The sequence below is a fragment of the Rhizobium sp. BK619 genome (assembly GCF_014195245.1).
In the GTDB taxonomy this organism is placed as follows: Bacteria; Pseudomonadota; Alphaproteobacteria; order Rhizobiales; family Rhizobiaceae; genus Rhizobium; species Rhizobium acidisoli.
The window spans coordinates 56,000-73,830 of sequence record NZ_JACIBH010000011.1 but is presented as its reverse complement, the minus strand read 5'-3'; the positions used below and the strand labels follow the sequence as shown (position 1 = coordinate 73,830).

Below are 17,831 nucleotides of genomic sequence, written 5' to 3'. Positions count from 1 at the left end.
AGTCGTCACTGGCTCGTCGACACGTCCCCGAGCGCGGTCCATTCCTTGATGGCGGTATTGAAGGCATCCGTTCCCGTATTGCCCTTTTCCATCGTCAGCAGCGCGCGGCGGCCGTTGCGGTAGGTGACGGGGATATCGATCCAGCTGCGGGTCGACATCAGGTCGAGATTGGCCTTGCGCGCATCGGGATAGTCGTTGAGCGCGATCATGTGGAAATCGTCGGTGATCTTGGCCGGAACTGCGATCAGGGCGTCGCCGCGGTCCTGCTCGGTGCGCTTCATCGAGATGCGCTGGACGCTGTCAATGCTGCCGCCTTCGAAATTCGGCGGCAGCGAGAAGACGATCTCGACGAGATGGCTTGCCGGCAGCGACGGATCGGAATTGCGTTTGAAGGTGACGAGAGCCGAGAGATTGCGCTCCGGCACGGTGACGTTGCCCTGCACCGTCGCCTCCTGCCGGCCGTCCTGGCCGGCCTCGTGCTGCACGCTCCAGACCACAGATCCTTCGATCGCCGTCGGAGAGCTTTGGCCGATGCGCTCCTCATAGAGGAACATCTTTTGCGACGAGCCGACGAGGGCGGTTTGCTGCGGCGATGCTGCCGGGCCGTTCGGCGTCGGCGTTTCGGCCGGTGCGACATCGCCCTGCGCGGTCGCCGCCGGCGGCGTGTCCGCTGCCGCGACATTCTGCTCGGCGACCGATTTTCCTTCCGCGGTCGGCGTTCCCGGCACCGTTGCCGGTCCGCTGTCGACCTCGGTCCCATCGGTCAGCAGCCGCTGGGTGAATTTCGAATTGGCCGCGGCGCCGTCATTGTTCATTGACGCCACCTGCGGATTCTGGTTCGGCTGAGCCGGCGCCGCCGGCGTATTCTGCGCTCCCGGTGTGGTCGGCTGGGCCGGCGTCGCCGCGTTCGGCTCGGCAGGCGTTGCGGAGCCGGCAGGCGGCGTGGCCGCCTCGTTCCGGGTCGCCTGCGACGGTGCCGAACTGACGAGCCCGTCGACCATCGCCACCAGCGCCTCTCTGTTCATCCAGCCGGCATAGGCGCCGCCACCGATCACAAGAAGTGCGAAGAGGAGGGTGATCACGGTGCCGATGCCGAAGCGGCGACGCTTCGGCTCCATCCGGAAACTCTTGCCCTGCAGCTTGGAAGCGACCATCTGGTCGATATCCATCGCCGGATTGGTGTCATCGTCGTCGGCCGCGACCGAGCCGCGGCGGTCGTAGCCGCGCAGCGCCTTCGCCTCGCGCCAGTCCTCGCTCGCCGCGCCGCCGGCGGCCGCCGGCTTGCCGTTGTGCACTTCCGCGAAGATATCGACATCGTCGAAATGCGAGGCGACCGGCGCCGCCTTCTTGTTGCTCTCTGCCTCGATCGGCGGCAGATCGTCGAAGACTGCGGTCTCCCACGAGAAACTTTCCTTGGCCGCCGGCATGACGGCCGCAGGTGCGACTTTTTCGAGGCTCGATATCACCTCCTCGAAGGCGCGCGCCGAGGTATCCGGGGTGACCGGCGCCGTCTGCGAATACTGCCGCAGCTCCTCTTCCGCCCATTCGGTCTCCGCATCCTTCGGCGCCGGAGCCGGCGTCTCAGCGGCAGGCTCGGTCCAGACGGGATCGAAATGGGCAGCCGCGTCAGCTTGCAGCGGCTCCTCACGGCTGTGCTCGACGAATTCCTGCGGACGAGCGAAATCGGCGACCGGCTCCACCAGCCGGTTGGATGCATGCTCTATGCCACGTGTGATCGGCTCGAGCGGCGCGACGGGTTCGTAAGCCTCCACGGCCTCCGGCTCCGTGCTTTCCACCGCCGCCGGCTCGGGCGCGGTCTCTTCTGCGGGATGCTGCTCGTCAGCATGATATTCGTCGGCTTCTTCATTGCGATGCCCGGCCGGCGTCTCCCAGCGCTCATCATCTGCAGGCCAAGCCTCGGCAGCGACGTCGCGTCGCTCGCCGGAATGCCATTCCTCGGCCGGCCCTTCCTCTTCATGCGACGGATGCCAGTATGTTTCGGCAGGAGCCGGTGTCTCTGCCTGCGCGGGAGCAGCAGCCTCGGCCGCAATGGACGTGGGGAGGCTGGGTGCTTCCTCGGAGAGAGGTTCCTCGTCCGCGAGCTCTTCCTGGGGCTCTTGCGGCGCGGCAGCTTCTACGTAATCCGGCTCACCGTCGGCCTCAACCGCCTGCGGTTCCGCAGAGGCTTCGTAGACCGGCTCTTCGACGATCGTCTCCGGTGTAGGCGCTGGTTCGCCTTCGTCGTGAACCGCTTGTTCTTCGGCGAATTCCGGCGCAACGGCGGCGGCAACCGGCTCATCGAGCGGCAGCGCCTCGGCGTGTTCGCCTTCCACTTCGCGGATGGCGGCCTCGAGCTTTTCGAGCTGGCGTTGCAGCATGGCTTCCGGCGGACGCGGCTTCATGTTCTCGAGCTGCCGCTGCACTGCGCCGCGGGCACGTTCGTAGACCTTCACCCGCATCTCTGGGGTATTTTCAGCCAGGCCGTCGACGGCCCGCCGAATAACTGCAATAAAATCCGCCATCAGTACTTTCTCAAGAAGTCCGGCACCCTACCGAACCATCCTCCACAGTGACCCGTGAGCTTAATCCTCAAACGGATCGGTCACAAGTATCGTGTCATCCCGCTCCGGGCTGGTGGAAAGCAGCGCGACAGGCGCGCCGATCAGCTCTTCGACCTGGCGAACATATTTGATCGCCTGTGCCGGCAGGTCCGCCCAACTGCGGGCGCCGACGGTCGATTCCTTCCACCCTTCCAACGTGATATAGACCGGTTCGACCCTAGCTTGCGCTCCCTGGCTTGCGGGAAGATGATCAATCTGTTCGCCGTCGAGCATGTAACCGACGCAGATCTTCAACTCCTCAAGGCCGTCGAGCACGTCGAGCTTGGTGAGCGCGATGCCCGTGATGCCGTTGGTGGCGATCGACTGGCGCACGAGGGCGGCATCGAACCAGCCGCAACGCCGCTTGCGCCCGGTCACCACGCCGAACTCATGGCCTTTTTCGCCAAGGAACTCACCGATCGCATCCTTCAGCTCCGTCGGGAACGGGCCTTCGCCGACACGCGTCGTATAGGCCTTGGTGATGCCGAGGATATAGCCGAGCGAGCCCGGCCCCATGCCGGAACCGGCCGCGGCCTGGCCGGCCACGGTGTTCGACGAGGTCACGAAAGGATAGGTACCGTGGTCGATGTCGAGCAGGCTGCCCTGCGCGCCTTCGAAGAGGATGCGGGAGCCCTTGCGGCGCTCCTTGTCGAGGAAAAGCCAGACGGTGTCACGGAACGGCAGCACCCGATCGGCGATCGAGGTCAGTTCGTCCATGATCGTCTGGTGGCTGACTTCGGCGACACCGAGGCCGCGGCGAAGCGCATTGTGATGCGTCAGAATACGGTCGACCTTGCCGGCAAGGCTGTCGAGATCGGCAAGATCCATCACCCGGATGGCGCGGCGGCCGACCTTGTCTTCATAGGCCGGGCCGATGCCGCGGCGTGTGGTGCCGATCTTGGTGCCGCTGTTCGACGCCGCATCTTCGCGCATCGCGTCGAGCTCGCGGTGCAGCGACAGAATGAGCGTCGCATTGTCGGCGATACGCAGATTGTCCGGCGTCACCGTCACGCCCTGGGCTTCCAGCCGACCGATCTCGGCGATCAGCGCATGCGGATCGACGACGACGCCGTTGCCGATCACCGCCATTTTGCCCGGACGCACGACGCCGGACGGCAGCAGCGACAGCTTGTAGCTGGTGCCGTCGATGACGAGCGTATGGCCGGCATTATGTCCGCCCTGATAGCGCACAACGATATCCGCGCGCTCCGAAAGCCAGTCGACAATCTTGCCCTTGCCTTCGTCACCCCATTGCGAACCGACCACGACTACGTTCGTCATCCAACTCTTCCTGTTACCGGCGGAAAACCGCGCACCTGCTCAAACCCGCGCATCTATAAAGCTTTGTTTTTGGGAAAGCGACCCTGTTGTCACAGGTGATTGGGCTTTTTACGTGACAAATCAGCAGCCGGCAGGTTATTGCCCGTCACAAAACGCCGCTTGGCGATCGCGGAAAGACGGGAAGAACGCTCTTGCAAGCCACGGCCTACTTCTGCCTCGTTATCGCCACCCTCTGCTGGGGCGGCAACTCCGTCGCCGGCAAGCTCGCAGTCGGGCATATCAGCCCGATGATGCTGACCTTCCTGCGCTGGTTCATCGCCGTGGCGCTGATCGCCCTGATCTCGGTGCCGCAGCTCAAGAGGGACTGGCCGGTGGTGAGGAAGAACCTGCCGCTGTTGTTTTTCTACGGCGTCATCGGCTACACGCTTTTCAACGCCATGCTTTATTCGGCCGTGCAATATACGACGGCGATCAATGTCGCCATCGAGCAGGCCGGCATCCCGATGCTGATCTTCCTGTTGAATTTCATGTTCTTCCGCACCGGCATCTCGCTGGCGCAATGTCTCGGTTTCGGCTTGACGCTGATCGGCGTCGCATTGACCGCCGCTCACGGCGACCTGGCAACATTGCTGCAACTAAGCCTCAACCGCGGCGACGGGCTGATGCTGATCGCCATTGCCGCCTATTCGGTCTACACCATCTTCCTGCGCTGGAAGCCGCCGGTCGACTGGCGCACGCTGATGGCGTTCCCCGCGCTCGGCGCCATGCTGACCTCTGTGCCGCTGCTCCTTTGGGAAGCCGGCCGGGGTGCCGCGTTATGGCCGGATCAGGCCGGCTGGATCATTACTTTCTACACGGCGACCTTTCCGTCGCTGCTGGCGCAGATCCTCTATATCAAGGGTGTCGAGGCGATCGGCGCCAATCGGGCCGGCCTGTTCATCAATCTCGTGCCGGTGTTCGGAACTTTGCTCTCCGTCGCCCTGATCGGCGAGAGGCTGCAGTCCTTTCACATGATCGCGCTGGCACTGACCTTGGGCGGCATCGCGATCGCCGAAAAAGGCCGGCCGAAAGCTTCGGCTCCGACCGTTCCCGCCTCCCCTGTGGATTAGAGCCTTTCCTGGTTAGATTGAAGCATTCTGTTGGCTCAAACGGAGTCGGATGGTCGACCGGCCGGCGCGCGTCGTAAGCCCGGCTCTACGGCTAAGCCGGCCGGTCGATCAGCCGGCCCATTTCAGCCAACCCTCCCGCAGATTTGCCTGGCAAATCTGCAAGACTTAGGAATCGCCGGACGCACTTATCGCTTCGCCGTGGCGAAGCGGTGCGGCCGGTGGGCCGGGCATCTTTCCGCCAGGATCAGAGGCGATCGGCTCGGACGTACCAAGGGGTATGCCCGTCGCCAATCGCCTCTGCCCTGACGAAAACCTGCTCCGGCAGAATGCTTCAATCTAACCAGGAAAGGCCCTAGCCAAGCTCCAGCGTCGTCACGCCGAAGACGTGCTTCAGCGGAGTGACCGGCGCCGATCCGCGATACATGCGCGTCGTTTCGAACACCGGTCGAAGGCCGAGGCCCTCGGCAAGTGCCACCGCCTCGTGGTTCTCCGTGGGGATATCGATGAAAATAGCAGCCCCTTTCGCTTCGGGGATCAATTCGGCAAGCAGTGCTGCGGCGCTGTCGGCATCGTTGGCAAAGAGCGGCCCAATCTTGTAACCCTCGTAGCAGCGGCGGATCGTGCCGTAACCGCGGAGCTTGCCGCTCTTGCGCACCACAGCCGAACGACGGCCCTTGCGACCGGTGCACCAGGCGGCAAGGAAGGCATCCCGCGGCTGCGGAAAGATCGCCGAATCAAAACGCTGCAGGCCTTCGAGACGCGAATCCATGACCGGGTGCGCGGCAAGCGCCGAGACCGGCAAACTGGTGGCGACGCCGCCGTAGCGAATGGTGGAATAGGCGGGTTCGAAGCCAGCCTTGCGGTAGTTGTCCTGCTGTGCGGCGACGCCGTCGAGGCCGATCGTGCGGTCCCCCGCGCTGGCAATGCCCGTCTCCCAGATCGCCTTGCCGTAACCCTTGCCCCGGAAATCGGGATGGACGATGTAGAGGCCCAGGAAGGCGAAACTCTCGCCGTATTTGACGACGGAGATCGAGCCGACGGGAACTTCACCGATGGCGCCGACGAAAAATCCCGAGGGATCAGCCTCGAGGAATGCAAGCGAATCGTCGAGGCCCGGGTTCCAGCCCTCCTGACGCGCCCATTCGAGCACGAGTTCCAGTTCGCCGGGCCGCATTGAACGAACGGCAAATTCCGAATTCATGCGACTTTCCCAGATTGAATGTCCCGCAAGTCCATCCCGGCAACCGCAAAGCAATTGCCAGGTCCCCAGTTCCCCGATTGCAACTGCGAATGATGGAAAGCCGCGCTCATGATCTTGACCACGCGTATAATCATTTTTCGATGCAATGCAGAAAGCTTGGTTTCCGCATTAGCATGAAACAATGCCGATGCAACCTCAAGAAAATTACTTGCGCCAATTATCTCTCCACGACCGCGAAAGCCTGCCGGCGGTCCCCACCGACGGATCACCGGGCCGTTCCGCCGATCGCCGTCTTCTGCTTTTCGATTCCGCTCGCCATAGGTGAGAAAAGACGAGCCGTCTCGGCCGCCGGTGCGGGATAACCAAACGCGTAACCCTGCAGACCATCGCAGCCGAGTTGCGCCAGCACGACGGCATGTGCCTCGGTCTCGATGCCCTCGGCGATCACCTCGACGTCGAGCGCCTTGGCGATTTCCACGATCGAACCCACCACGCGCCGCTGCTCGGCGGAACTGACGACTTCGGCGATGAGTTGCCGGTCGATCTTCAGCCGCTTCGGCCGCAGCTTGACGAGACCGATGAGCGAGGCATGGCCGGATCCGAAATCATCGATCTCGATGTCGATGCCCATTTGTTTGATATCGCCGATATGGTCGAGCAGTTTTTCGTCGCTGTCGTCGAGAAAAATCGTCTCGACCAGTTCGAAGACGATCACGCCGGGCGGAATGTCGAGTTTCCTCAGCTTGCCGAGCAATGTCGGATCGGCAAGCCGCAACGCCGAGATATTGACCGCAATGCGCGGAACCGCAAATCCCTGCAACAGCCAGAACAGCCGGTCTTCAAGAACGTTTTTGAGGATCGCCGCATCGATCTCCGCCGCAAGCCCATGCTCGTCGGCAATCTTCAGGAAGATCCCCGGAGCGAGCACGCCCTTCTCCGGATGTTTCCAGCGGGCCAGAGCCTCGAAGCCGATGACTTCCCGTGTCCGGGCATCGAGCTGCACCTGATAATAGGGAACGATCTCGCCACGCTCCAACCCGAGCTTCAGCTCTTCGGCAAGGCGACGTTTGGCGCGCAGATCCTCCTGCAGTTGCCGCGTGAAGAATTCGACGCGGTTGCGCCCGAGTTTCTTGGCCTGGTAGAGCGCCAGATCGGATTCGGCAAGCAGGTTGCGCGCCCGCCGATCGCCGCTCCAGGAAACACCGATCGAGGCGCCGGATTGCAGCATCTCCTGGCCGAAGCGGATCTTCTTCCGCAGCCGGCGCTGAAGGTCGTCGGTGATCAGTTTCAATTCCGCCAGATCGCTGAAATTGACCAGCACGATGACGAATTCGTCGCCGCCGACGCGGGCGACCATGCCATTTGCGGGAATGGCGGCGGTGATGCGAAGGGCTGCGGCCCTCAGAACCGCGTCGCCTGCGGCATGACCGTGACTGTCATTGATCTGCTTGAACTGATCGAGATCGAGATGCAGGACGCCAAGCGTGGTGATGCTCCTGTCGGCCGGCAGCTCGGCGAGCCGCTTGTCAAGAAGACGCCGGTTCGGCAGGCCGGTGAGATAGTCGTGATCGGCGACATGCTCGATGCGCGCATTGCTTTCCTCGAGCGCCAGCGCCCTCGCCTCGGCCACCATCTTCTGGCCGGCGAGTTCAGCGTTGAGCAGGACGTCGGCGGTGACATCCCATTCGGCGCCGATGAAGGAGGGCAGCCCCTCGGCATCCACGTAGAAATGTGCGCGTGACCGCAGATGGCGGATTTCGCCGCTCGGCAGCACGATCCGAAATTGCGAATTATAGGCGCCCCGCGTGGCGATCGCCTGGTCGAAGTCGTATTCGGCTTGCTCGCGGTCGTCGGGATGGATCGAATTCGACCATAACCATGCCGGCACTTCCCGGCATGTCTCGCCGGTCTCGTAGAGACGGTGCATTTGCGCATCCCACAAAATCCCGCTCGTTGCGATGCTGTGCTCCCAGACACCGATCCGGGATGCATCGAGAGCGAGTTCGAGCCGGCGCAGAAGATCCTGAAACTCTTGTTCGGATCGTGTGGGTCTATTTTCTGGCAACGCGGTCTCAGCCTTAGAAGCTTCCATAATTGCAATATGGTCTCAGGCCGGCATTAATGAAGCCTTGTTCCGATGATCGAACTAGTCACTAGGTGAACTGTCCGTTACGACTTTCCCCTTTTGGATCAAAGGACTTGCAGTCCGCAACACAGTTGAGATCAGTGGTTGTGCCGTGGCGGGTTTTTGGCAATCCGGCGGAATTCCGCCGCCCCTTCCAGAACCGCGCCGTCCGACAGTTGCGTGACCGAGCGGCGGTAGATCTGCTGCCACGGCGTCGCATCCGGCGGCACCGGCGGAATACCGTCACCCTTGCGCCGTTCGATCTCGGTCTCGTCGACCAGCATGTCGCAACGCCCATGGTTGAAGTCGATGCGGATGATATCGCCGCTGCGAAGCCAGGCGAGGCCGCCGCCGGCCGCACTCTCCGGCGAGGCGTTGAGGATCGACGGGCTGTCGGCCGTGCCCGACTGGCGGCCGTCACCGATCGTCGGCAGGCTGCTGATGCCGCGCTTCAGAAGATGGTCGGGCGGCTGCATGTTGACGACCTCTGCCGAACCCGGCCAGCCAAGCGGCCCGGCGCCGCGGATGACCAGAATGGTATTCTCGTCGATGCCGAGGTCGGGATCGTTGATGCGCTTGTGATAATCTTCCGACCCGTCGAAGACGACCGCCTTGCCTTCGAAGACGCCCTCCCGCCCGGGCTCCTGAAGGTAACGCCGGCGAAAATCTTCCGAGACCACGCTCATCTTCATGATGGCGAAATCGAAGAGATTGCCCTTGAGAACGAGGAAGCCTGCCCGCTCCTTCAGCGGCTCACCGAACGGACGGATAACCTCGCGGTCGCTGGCTTCCTTACCCTGCAGGTTCTCGGCCATCGTCCTGCCCGTCACCGTATGACAGCCGCCGTCGAGCTTTCCGGCCTGCAGCAGTTCCCACATGATCGCCGGCGTACCGCCGGCGCGGTGGAAACGCTCGCCGAGATAGGTCCCGGCCGGCTGGACATTGGCGAGCAGCGGGATGTCGAAGCCATGCACCTGCCAGTCGTCGGGATGAAGCTCGACGCCGGCATGCTTGGCCATCGCCGCCAGATGCGGTTGCGCATTGGTCGAGCCGCCGATCGCCGAATTGGTGCGGATGGCATTGAGGAAGGCCGCGCGCGTCAGGATATCCGACGGCTTCAGATCCTCGAAGACGATCTCGACGGCACGCCGCCCGGTGCGGTAGGCCATCTGCCCGCGTTCGCGGTAAGCGGCCGGAATGGCGCCGCATCCAGTCAGCGACAGACCGAGCGCCTCGGCAAGGGCGTTCATCGTCGAGGCCGTGCCCATCGTATTGCAGTGGCCGACGGAGGGCGCTGAGTCGAGCGCTGCCTGCAGGAATTCCTCCCGGTCGATCTCGCCTGCGGCATATTTCCGCCGCATCCGCCAGATCACCGTGCCGGAACCCGCCAGCTCTCCCTCGTGCCAGCCGTCGAGCATCGGGCCGCCGGAGAGCACGATCGCCGGAATATCGACCGTCGACGCCGCCATGATCGCCGACGGCGTGGTCTTGTCGCAGCCGGTCGTCAGCACGACACCGTCGAGCGGATAGCCATAGAGGATTTCAACGAGGCCGAGATAGGCAAGATTGCGGTCGAGTGCCGCCGTCGGGCGCTTGCAGTTCTCGAAGATCGGATGTGTCGGAAATTCGATCGGAATACCGCCGGCATCGCGAATGCCGTCGCGCACGCGCTTGGCAAGCTCGACATGCACCCTGTTGCAAGGCGTAAGATCGCTGCCGCTCTGGGCAATCCCGATGATCGGCTTGCCGGAGCGCATCTCTTCCGGCGTGATGCCGTAATTCATGAAACGCTCGAGATAGAGCGCTGCCATGTCGATATGGTCGGGATTGTCGAACCAATCCTGCGACCGCAGGCGCCGCTTCGGAGGATGGCTGTCGGTCACTTCTTGCCTCCGGGCAGAGCATTCTTCTCTTCGAGATGCAGGAGCAGGCCGCTATGATCCTTTTCACCATTGCCGTTTGCAACGAATTCGGTGAATTCGGCGTGTACCGTCGCAGTCAGGGGCAGCGTCAGCGACAGGGCGTTGGCGGTTTCCATGGCGGCGTTCAGATCCTTCAGCTGGTTGCTGGACGAACCGCCTGGGGTAAACTGCCGCTCGACCATGCGTTTGCCGTGGAGGTCAAGGATACGGCTCTCGGCAAAGCCGCCGCGAATGGCGTCGCGGAAGGCTGCCGGCGAGCCGCCGCCGGCTGAAATCAGCATCATCGCTTCGGCGACGGCGCCGATCGTCACCGCGACGATCTGCTGGTTGGCAAGCTTGGCCAGCTGGCCCGCCCCGCTTGGGCCGACGCGGGTCACGCGCCCCATCGGCGCAAAGACATCTGCCAGTGCGTCGATCACATCCTCTTCGCCGCCCGCCATGATGGCGAGCGTACCGGCATCAGCCCCGACGACGCCGCCGGAAACCGGCGCATCGACATGAGCGATGCCGCGTTCGGCAAGCCTGGCGGCATGGTCGCGGGCAAAATGCGGGGCGATCGAACTCATATCGACAGCGGTGGCCGCTGATGTCATCGCATCGGCCGCTCCGCGGTCGAACAGCACGTCCTTCACCGCCTCGGCATTGGTCAGCATGGTGATGACGACGTCAGCGCCCGAAACGGCATCCGCGGGTGTCTCCGCACAGATCGCACCGTCCTGCACCAGCGCCTCGGCTTTGCTGCGGTCGCGATTCCAGACGGTAACGGCAAAACCCGCGCCAAGCAGCCGGCGCGCCATCGGTGCCCCCATCAGCCCGGTGCCGAGAAAGGCGATCCGCCTGCCGTCATGACCTCTGCTCGAACCTGTCATTCAGTCCTCCCAACTGTTGTTCGTCTTTGATAACCCCCTCACCCATCGTTGCAACCGTTTTGATGACGCATCGGCCCGAAAACGGTACGGGCGAGAACCGAAGTTCCCGCCCGATTTACTCGACAAAGGAAGGTTGAATTCCGTTATTCCGCCGCGAGCCGGATGACCTCCGCCTCTTCCTCCTTGTGTTCGTCCGGCTTGTGCTGGACGAGCGGACGGTTGCCCGTCAGCCGCCGCAGCAGCACGTAGAAGACAGGCGTCATGAAGATACCGAAGAAGGTCACGCCGATCATGCCCGAGAACACCGCGACACCCATGGCCGCGCGCATCTCCGCGCCGGCGCCTGTGGAGACGACGAGCGGTACGACACCCATGATGAAGGCAAGGGAGGTCATCAGGATCGGGCGAAGACGAAGGCGGCTGGCCTCGATCGCGGCCTCCCGCGGCGTCCTGCCCTCGAACTCCAGTTCGCGGGCGAATTCCACGATCAGGATCGCGTTCTTCGCCGATAGTCCGACAAGCACCACAAGACTGATCTGGGTGAAGATATTGTTATCTCCACCGGTGAGCCAGACGCCTGTCAGCGCGGCCAGCACACCCATCGGCACGATCATGATGATCGCAAGCGGCAGCGTCAGGCTTTCATACTGGGCGGCCAGCACCAGGAAGACGAGCAACAGTGCCAGCGGGAAGACGACGATGCTCGAATTACCGGCAAGGATCTGCTGATAGGTCAGATCCGTCCATTCGAAGTCGATGCCTGCCGGCAGGGTCTCGTGGAGGATCTTTTCGATAGCCGCCTGTGCCTGGCCGGACGAGAAACCCGGTGCCGGACCGCCATTGATATCGGCAGCGAGGAAGCCGTTGTAGCGGTTCGCACGCTCCGGACCGGTGCTCGGCTCCACTTTCAGCAGGGCCGAAAGCGGGATCATCTGACCCGATGCCGAACGGACTTTCAGCTGGCCGATATCTTCCGGCTGGGCGCGGAATTTCGCATCGGCCTGCACCCGGACGCTGTAGGTGCGGCCGAAGGCGTTGAAGTCATTCACATAGAGCGAACCGAGATAGATCTGCAGCGTCTGGAAGACGTCGGTGACGGAGACTCCGAGCTGCTCGGCCTTGGCGCGGTCGAGATCGGCATAGAGCTGCGGCACGTTGATCTGGAAGCTGGAGAACAGCCCGGCAAGCTCAGGCGTCTGATAGGCCTTGGCAAGCACCGCCTTGGTCGCATCGTCCAGCGCCTGATTGCCCAGGCCGGCGCGATCCTCGATCTGCAGCTTGAAACCACCCGTCGTGCCGAGACCGTTGACCGGCGGCGGCGGGAACATGGCGATGAAGGCATCCTGGATGGCGCCGAACTTCTGGTTCAGCGCCATGGCGATGGCCCCGCCCGAAAGATCCGGCGTCTTGCGCTCCTCGAAGTCCTTCAGCGTCACGAAGACGATGCCGGCATTGGACGAGTTGGTGAAGCCGTTGATCGACAGGCCAGGGAAGGCGATCGCATTGGCGACGCCCGGCTGGGCGAGCGCAATGTCGGTCATCCGCTTGATCACATCTTCCGTGCGGTCGAGGCTTGCGGCATCCGGCAGCTGGGCGAAGCCGATCAGATACTGCTTGTCCTGAGACGGCACGAAGCCGCCGGGGACCGTGCTGAACAGGCTATAGGTGGCACCGACCAACGCCAGATAGATCACCATGACGATGCTCTTGCGCGACAGCAATCCGCCGACGCCCTTGCCGTAGGCATTCGAACCGGCGCCGAAGACCCGGTTGAAGCCGCGGAAGAACCAGCCGAAGATGGCGTCCATGAACCGCGTCAGCCAGTCTTTCGGCTGATGATGGCCCTTCAGCAGAAGGGCTGCCAGCGCCGGAGACAGGGTGAGCGAGTTGAAGGCCGAGATGACGGTCGAGATGGCGATCGTCAGTGCGAACTGGCGATAGAACTGACCGGACAGGCCGGAGATGAAGGCCAGCGGCACGAAGACCGCGACGAGAACCAACGCGATCGCGATGATCGGACCGGAGACTTCCTTCATCGCCTTGTAGGTGGCGGCCCGCGGCGACAGCCCCTGTTCGATATTGCGCTCGACGTTTTCGACCACCACGATTGCGTCGTCGACGACGATACCGATCGCCAGCACCAGCCCGAACAGGCTGAGCGCGTTGATCGAAAAGCCGAAGACATACATCACCGCGAAGGTGCCGATGATCGATACCGGAACTGCGATCAGCGGAATGATCGAGGCGCGCCACGTCTGCAGGAACAGGATGACGACGAGAACAACAAGCGCGATGGCTTCGAGCAGCGTGTCGATGACCTTCTCGATCGAGGCGCGCACGAATTTCGTCGTATCGTAGACGATCTCGTATTTGACGCCCTCGGGCATGGCGAGCTGCAGCTGATCCATGGTGGCGTGCACATTGTCGGCGATTTCGATCGCATTCGAACCGGGCGCCTGAAGCACGGCGACTGCGACGGCCGGCTTGCCGTCGAGCAGCGAGCGCAGCGTATAGTCTGCGGCGCCGAGCTCGATGCGGGCAACGTCGCGAAGGCGGGTGATCTCGCCACTGGCGCCCGTCTTGACGATGATGTTGCCGAACTCCTCAGGCGTGCGCAGGCGGCCCTGGGCGTTGACGTTGAGCTGCAGATCTACACCCGGCTGGCTCGGCGATGCGCCGATGATGCCGGCAGCGGCCTGGACGTTCTGGGAGCTGATGGCGTTGCTGATGTCGCTGGCGGCGAGATCATGCTCGGCGGCCTTCTGGGGGTCGATCCAGACACGCATCGAATAGTCGCCGGCGCCAAAGACCTGCACCTGACCGACGCCGGCGATGCGGGCAAGCCGATCCTTGATATTCAGCGTCGCATAGTTGCGGAGATAGGTAATGTCGTGATTGTCGCCGTCGGAGACGAGGTTGACGACCATGATGAAGTTGGGCGAACTCTTGACCGTCGTGATCCCGAGCGAGCGGACTTCCGCCGGCAGCCTTGGTTCGGCCTGCGAAACGCGGTTCTGCACCAGCTGCTGCGCCTTGTCGGGGTCGGTGCCGAGCTTGAAGGTAACGGTCACGTTGAGCACGCCGTCCGACGTCGCCTGGCTGGACATGTAGAGCATGCCCTCGACGCCGTTGATCTGCTCTTCGAGCGGTGTGGCCACCGTTTCGGCGATGACCGACGGGTTGGCACCGGGATAGGTGGCGCGCACGACGATCGACGGCGGCACGACCTCCGGATATTCGGAAATCGGCAGCGCCCTGAGGCCGATCAGGCCGGCAACCACGATGAGGACCGAAAGAACGCCGGCAAAGACCGGCCGGTCGACAAAGAATCTGGAGATGTTCATATCAAAGCCCTCTCCGGGGTGAACATGGATGCAACGTCCCTCTCCGGCGGTTGGAGCCGCCGGCGGGTCATATCATTTCGGGTATTGGCCCTCCCCCCCGGGGGAGAGCGAAGACTTACTGAGCGGTCGCGACCTTCTCTTCCATCTGCGGTATGACGACCGCGCCCGGACGAATGCGCTGCAGGCCGTTGACGACGATCTTTTCGCCGGCGTTCAGGCCGCTTTCGACCACCCGCTGGCCGTCGGACAGCGTACCGAGCTGGACCTGCCGGTAGGCAACCTTGTTTTCGGCATCGACGACGAAGACGAACTTCTTGTCCTGGTCGGTGCCGACGGCGCGGTCGCTGATGACGATCTTGTTCTCGGCCTTCGGCTGGCCCATGCGCACCCGCACAAACTGGGCGGGGATAAGGCGACCGCCCGGATTGTCGAAGACGGCGCGCACGCCGATCGTGCCGCTTGCTGCATCGACCTCATTGTCGATCAGCTGCAGCTTGCCTTTGATCGGCGTGCCGCTGTCGGCAAGCGTGCCGACCTCGACCGGGATCTGCTCGACCGGCGGCAGGGCGCTGTCGGTCTGCGGAAGCTCGGCAAGGGCGCGTGTCACCATTTCTTCGCTGGCGTTGAAGCTCGCATAGATCGGATCGACCGACACGAGCGTCGTCAGCGCTGGCGAGGCCGAGCCGGCCGCAACCAGGTTACCTGCGGTCACCTCGATCTTGCCGATGCGGCCGGAAACCGGCGCCCGCACCTCGGTATAGTCGAGATCGAGCTGGGCCGACTGCAATGCGGCCTGCGCCGAACGCAGCCCCGCCTGCGCCTCGGCCAGCGTGCTGTGGCGCTGATCGAGATCGCTCTGGGAGATGGTGCGGTTATCGGAAAGCCTGCGGCCGCGATCGAGCTCGGTCTGCGCCAGGCTGACTTTGGCTTCGGCCGAAGCGACCTGGCCCTCAGCCTGCGCCACGTTTGCCTGATAGGGAGCCGGGTCGATGGTGAAGAGCAGGTCGCCCTGCTTGACCAGCGCCCCTTCGCGGAAGGCCACCGACAGGATGGCGCCGGCGACGCGGGAACGAACCTGGACACGGTCGACCGCTTCGAGACGGCCGGAGAAACTCTCCCAGGCCGTCACGTCGCGCGCCGCGACGACGGCAACCGTCACCGGCACGGCAGGCGGCTGCGCCGGAGCGGAAGCAGCCGTGGCGGTTGTGCTCATCGGCAATTCGAAAAACAATGCGGCGCCTGAAACGGACGCAACAAGGCCCATGCCGGCGCCCAACAGGGCCCAGCGCTTACTTCTGGACGTCATCAGTACTCTCCTTGCGGCCCAAAGCCGCTGAAATATCAGATCATCTTCAATGCAATTGCGGTTGGACGCTCACGTCCTGAAGGAAGCTTCCGAAATGACGGCTGACGTGTTCCTGCCAGTCGGGCACTCCTTCGGATTTCCCACCATAAAGCGAGGGCCAGCCCGTCCCGGCGGGAAGGACATGCTGGCGCACACCGACGCCGGCCGTTTTCAGGCGGGCACCGTAACCAAGTGTTTCGTCGTGCAGAGGATCGTCCTCCGCGGTAAAGAGCAGTGCCGGCGCGACGCCGGAAAGACGCGAACAGAGGCAAGGCGCCGCATAAGGGTGGCAGCCGCCACCGCTCAAATAATGGCTCCAGCCTTCAGTCCAGCGCTGACGCATGCCGATCGCCTCGGCCTTGCGGATCGAGGATGTGCCCATGAAGGGATCGAGCAGCGGCGAAATCAGCACCTGGCCGTCGAGCGCATCCGGCATCTGGTCGCGGGCCTTCAGCGCCACGCCGGCGGCGACATTGCCGCCCGCCTCTTCGCCGGCGACGAAGAGCAGTGACTTACGGTCGCCGAGACCGGCGGCGCGCTTGTTGGCGAGATAGCTGAGAACGGAGAAGGAGACTTCCAGCGCCTTCGGGAACAGATTGCCGGACAGACTGCTGTAATCGACGGCAGCGACGATGGCGCCGGCCTTGGCGAGGCTGATTGCCACCGGCCGGTCGACATTCGTCTCGCTGTCGAGAAAAGCGCCGCCATGCAGGTAAAGCACGATGGGCGGACCCTTGCCGTAATCGGCGCCCTGGTAGATGCGTGCGGAAACGGGGCCGATGGCCACCTTATCCAGCATCATATCTTTCCATGCCACCGTCATGCTTCCGGTCTCTTTTGCATCGGCCACAAGCAGACAACACCTGCCGCTTGCATTTTGTACAAAAAAGATATTGTTATTCCATTCAGGGAATAAGAAGCGATATCGCGATTACACTGTTCCAGATCTCGAACAATGGTGCAACGCAAACTGCGGATTTCAAACCGATGGATCAGCTCTCGGCAATGCGCGTCTTCATCCGCGTGGTGGAGACGGGCAATTTCACCCGCGCCGCCGACATGCTCGCCATGCCCAAGGCGACGGTCACCAATCTCATCCAGGGCCTGGAGGCGCATTTGCGCACCAAGCTTTTGAATCGCACGACGCGCCGGGTGATGGTGACCACGGACGGCGCGCTTTATTACGAACGCGCCGCCCAGATCATTTCTGAATTGGAGGAACTCGACGGCAGCCTCTCCAATTCGCAGAGCCTGCCGAGCGGGCGGCTGCGCGTCGAAATGGCCGGTGCTTTCGCCGATTGGATCGTCGTTCCCGCACTCTGCGATTTTTATCAGCGTTACCCCGATATCCGCATCGACCTCGGCGTCGGCGACCGCACGGTCGATTATCTTGCGGAAAATGTCGACTGCGCGCTGCGGGCCGGCACGCCGGCCGACCAGTCGCTGATCGCCCGACGTGTCTCCGAAGTCGAGATGATCACCTGTGCTTCGCCGAACTACATCCAGAAGTTCGGCATGCCCGAGCGGCCGGAGGATCTGGAGGCCGATCACTACTCGGTCAACTATTTCCGCGCGCAGAACAACCGAACACTGCCTTTTGAATTTCGCCGGCACAACGAGGTGATCGAGACCAGTCCGCGCTACATCGCCTCGGTCAACGATAGCCGTACCTATCTGACAGCGGCACTGACGGGTCTCGGCATCGCGCAGGTGCCGATCTTCATGGCGCGTGAGCCGATGACAAAGGGTGAGCTCGTCCGCGTGCTCCCGGACTGGCGCCGCGATCCGCTGCCGCTCTATGTCGTCTACCCCCCGAACCGCCACCTCAGCAACAAGGTCCGCGTCTTTGTCGACTGGCTGGTGAAGCTTCTGGTGGAGGCGAGACTGAACGACTTCTGAGCGGCACAAGAAATACGGCCCGGCCAAAAGAATACGGCCCGGAAGGAGGAAACCTTCAACGGGCCGCAATGTGCAACTTTGAACATCAAGCCTGTCAACCGCAGGAAGGGCGCGGCAGGCTCTGGAGGTTCGGAAA

Annotated in this window: 11 protein-coding genes; 2 read left to right on the top strand and 9 right to left on the bottom strand. The window is 63.0% G+C overall.

Features of this window, described 5'->3' with window-relative positions:
• Positions 1-5: 5 nt before the first annotated feature.
• Positions 6-2,522 carry a hypothetical protein gene (locus FHX14_RS21155; RefSeq protein WP_184378539.1) on the bottom strand — a complete coding sequence of 839 codons (2,517 nt, stop codon included), beginning with the start codon at positions 2,520-2,522 and terminating at the stop codon, positions 6-8.
• A gap of 60 nt (positions 2,523-2,582) precedes the next feature.
• Positions 2,583-3,881 carry an adenylosuccinate synthase gene (locus tag FHX14_RS21150; RefSeq protein ID WP_003590514.1) on the bottom strand — a complete coding sequence of 433 codons (1,299 nt, stop codon included), beginning with the start codon at positions 3,879-3,881 and terminating at the stop codon, positions 2,583-2,585.
• Positions 3,882-4,072: 191 nt separating this feature from the next.
• Between FHX14_RS21150 and FHX14_RS21145 the strand changes: the two genes are divergently transcribed.
• Complete coding sequence (locus FHX14_RS21145) at positions 4,073-4,990, top strand: DMT family transporter (protein ID WP_179611855.1); 918 nt, start codon at positions 4,073-4,075, stop codon at positions 4,988-4,990.
• Positions 4,991-5,342: 352 nt separating this feature from the next.
• Here the strand turns inward: FHX14_RS21145 and FHX14_RS21140 are convergent, their stop codons facing one another.
• The 7 genes from FHX14_RS21140 to FHX14_RS21110 form a co-directional block, all read right to left on the bottom strand.
• Positions 5,343-6,191 carry a GNAT family N-acetyltransferase gene (locus FHX14_RS21140; protein ID WP_184378537.1) on the bottom strand — a complete coding sequence of 283 codons (849 nt, stop codon included), beginning with the start codon at positions 6,189-6,191 and terminating at the stop codon, positions 5,343-5,345.
• A 265-nt stretch (positions 6,192-6,456) separates the two neighbouring features.
• The gene (locus FHX14_RS21135; protein ID WP_184378535.1) at positions 6,457-8,283 is read right to left on the bottom strand and encodes a GGDEF domain-containing phosphodiesterase; all 1,827 of its coding nucleotides are present in this window, start codon (positions 8,281-8,283) and stop codon (positions 6,457-6,459) included.
• Between the two features lie 131 nt (positions 8,284-8,414).
• Positions 8,415-10,199, bottom strand: coding sequence for an IlvD/Edd family dehydratase (locus FHX14_RS21130; protein WP_184378533.1), 1,785 nt, complete (start codon positions 10,197-10,199; stop codon positions 8,415-8,417).
• Positions 10,196-11,107, bottom strand: a complete 912-nt coding sequence (locus FHX14_RS21125; RefSeq protein ID WP_184378531.1) for an NAD(P)-dependent oxidoreductase — start codon at positions 11,105-11,107, stop codon at positions 10,196-10,198. Before FHX14_RS21125 ends, FHX14_RS21130 begins: the two co-directional genes overlap by 4 nt.
• A gap of 143 nt (positions 11,108-11,250) precedes the next feature.
• Positions 11,251-14,451, bottom strand: a complete 3,201-nt coding sequence (locus tag FHX14_RS21120) for an efflux RND transporter permease subunit (protein ID WP_184378529.1) — start codon at positions 14,449-14,451, stop codon at positions 11,251-11,253.
• Positions 14,452-14,566: 115 nt separating this feature from the next.
• The gene (locus FHX14_RS21115; protein ID WP_184378527.1) at positions 14,567-15,757 is read right to left on the bottom strand and encodes an efflux RND transporter periplasmic adaptor subunit; all 1,191 of its coding nucleotides are present in this window, start codon (positions 15,755-15,757) and stop codon (positions 14,567-14,569) included.
• Between the two features lie 46 nt (positions 15,758-15,803).
• A complete protein-coding gene (locus FHX14_RS21110; RefSeq protein ID WP_003590503.1) occupies positions 15,804-16,619 on the bottom strand; it encodes an alpha/beta hydrolase fold domain-containing protein in 816 nt (271 codons plus the stop codon).
• A gap of 164 nt (positions 16,620-16,783) precedes the next feature.
• Between FHX14_RS21110 and FHX14_RS21105 the strand changes: the two genes are divergently transcribed.
• Entirely contained in the window at positions 16,784-17,695 is a 912-nt protein-coding gene (locus FHX14_RS21105) for a LysR family transcriptional regulator (RefSeq protein WP_003590502.1), read from the top strand.
• The last annotated feature ends 136 nt before the right edge of the window (positions 17,696-17,831 follow it).

Excerpts from the sequence above, each read along its gene's own strand:
- FHX14_RS21155 (WP_184378539.1), bottom strand. The coding sequence starts at position 2,522 with ATGGCGGATTTTATTGCAGTTATTCGGCGGGCCGTCGACGGCCTGGCT.
- FHX14_RS21150 (WP_003590514.1), bottom strand. The coding sequence starts at position 3,881 with ATGACGAACGTAGTCGTGGTCGGTTCGCAATGGGGTGACGAAGGCAAG.
- FHX14_RS21140 (WP_184378537.1), bottom strand. The coding sequence starts at position 6,191 with ATGAATTCGGAATTTGCCGTTCGTTCAATGCGGCCCGGCGAACTGGAA.
- FHX14_RS21135 (WP_184378535.1), bottom strand. The coding sequence starts at position 8,283 with ATGGAAGCTTCTAAGGCTGAGACCGCGTTGCCAGAAAATAGACCCACA.
- FHX14_RS21125 (WP_184378531.1), bottom strand. The coding sequence starts at position 11,107 with ATGACAGGTTCGAGCAGAGGTCATGACGGCAGGCGGATCGCCTTTCTC.
- FHX14_RS21120 (WP_184378529.1), bottom strand. The coding sequence starts at position 14,451 with ATGAACATCTCCAGATTCTTTGTCGACCGGCCGGTCTTTGCCGGCGTT.
- FHX14_RS21115 (WP_184378527.1), bottom strand. The coding sequence starts at position 15,757 with ATGACGTCCAGAAGTAAGCGCTGGGCCCTGTTGGGCGCCGGCATGGGC.
- FHX14_RS21110 (WP_003590503.1), bottom strand. The coding sequence starts at position 16,619 with ATGACGGTGGCATGGAAAGATATGATGCTGGATAAGGTGGCCATCGGC.
- FHX14_RS21105 (WP_003590502.1), top strand. The coding sequence starts at position 16,784 with ATGGATCAGCTCTCGGCAATGCGCGTCTTCATCCGCGTGGTGGAGACG.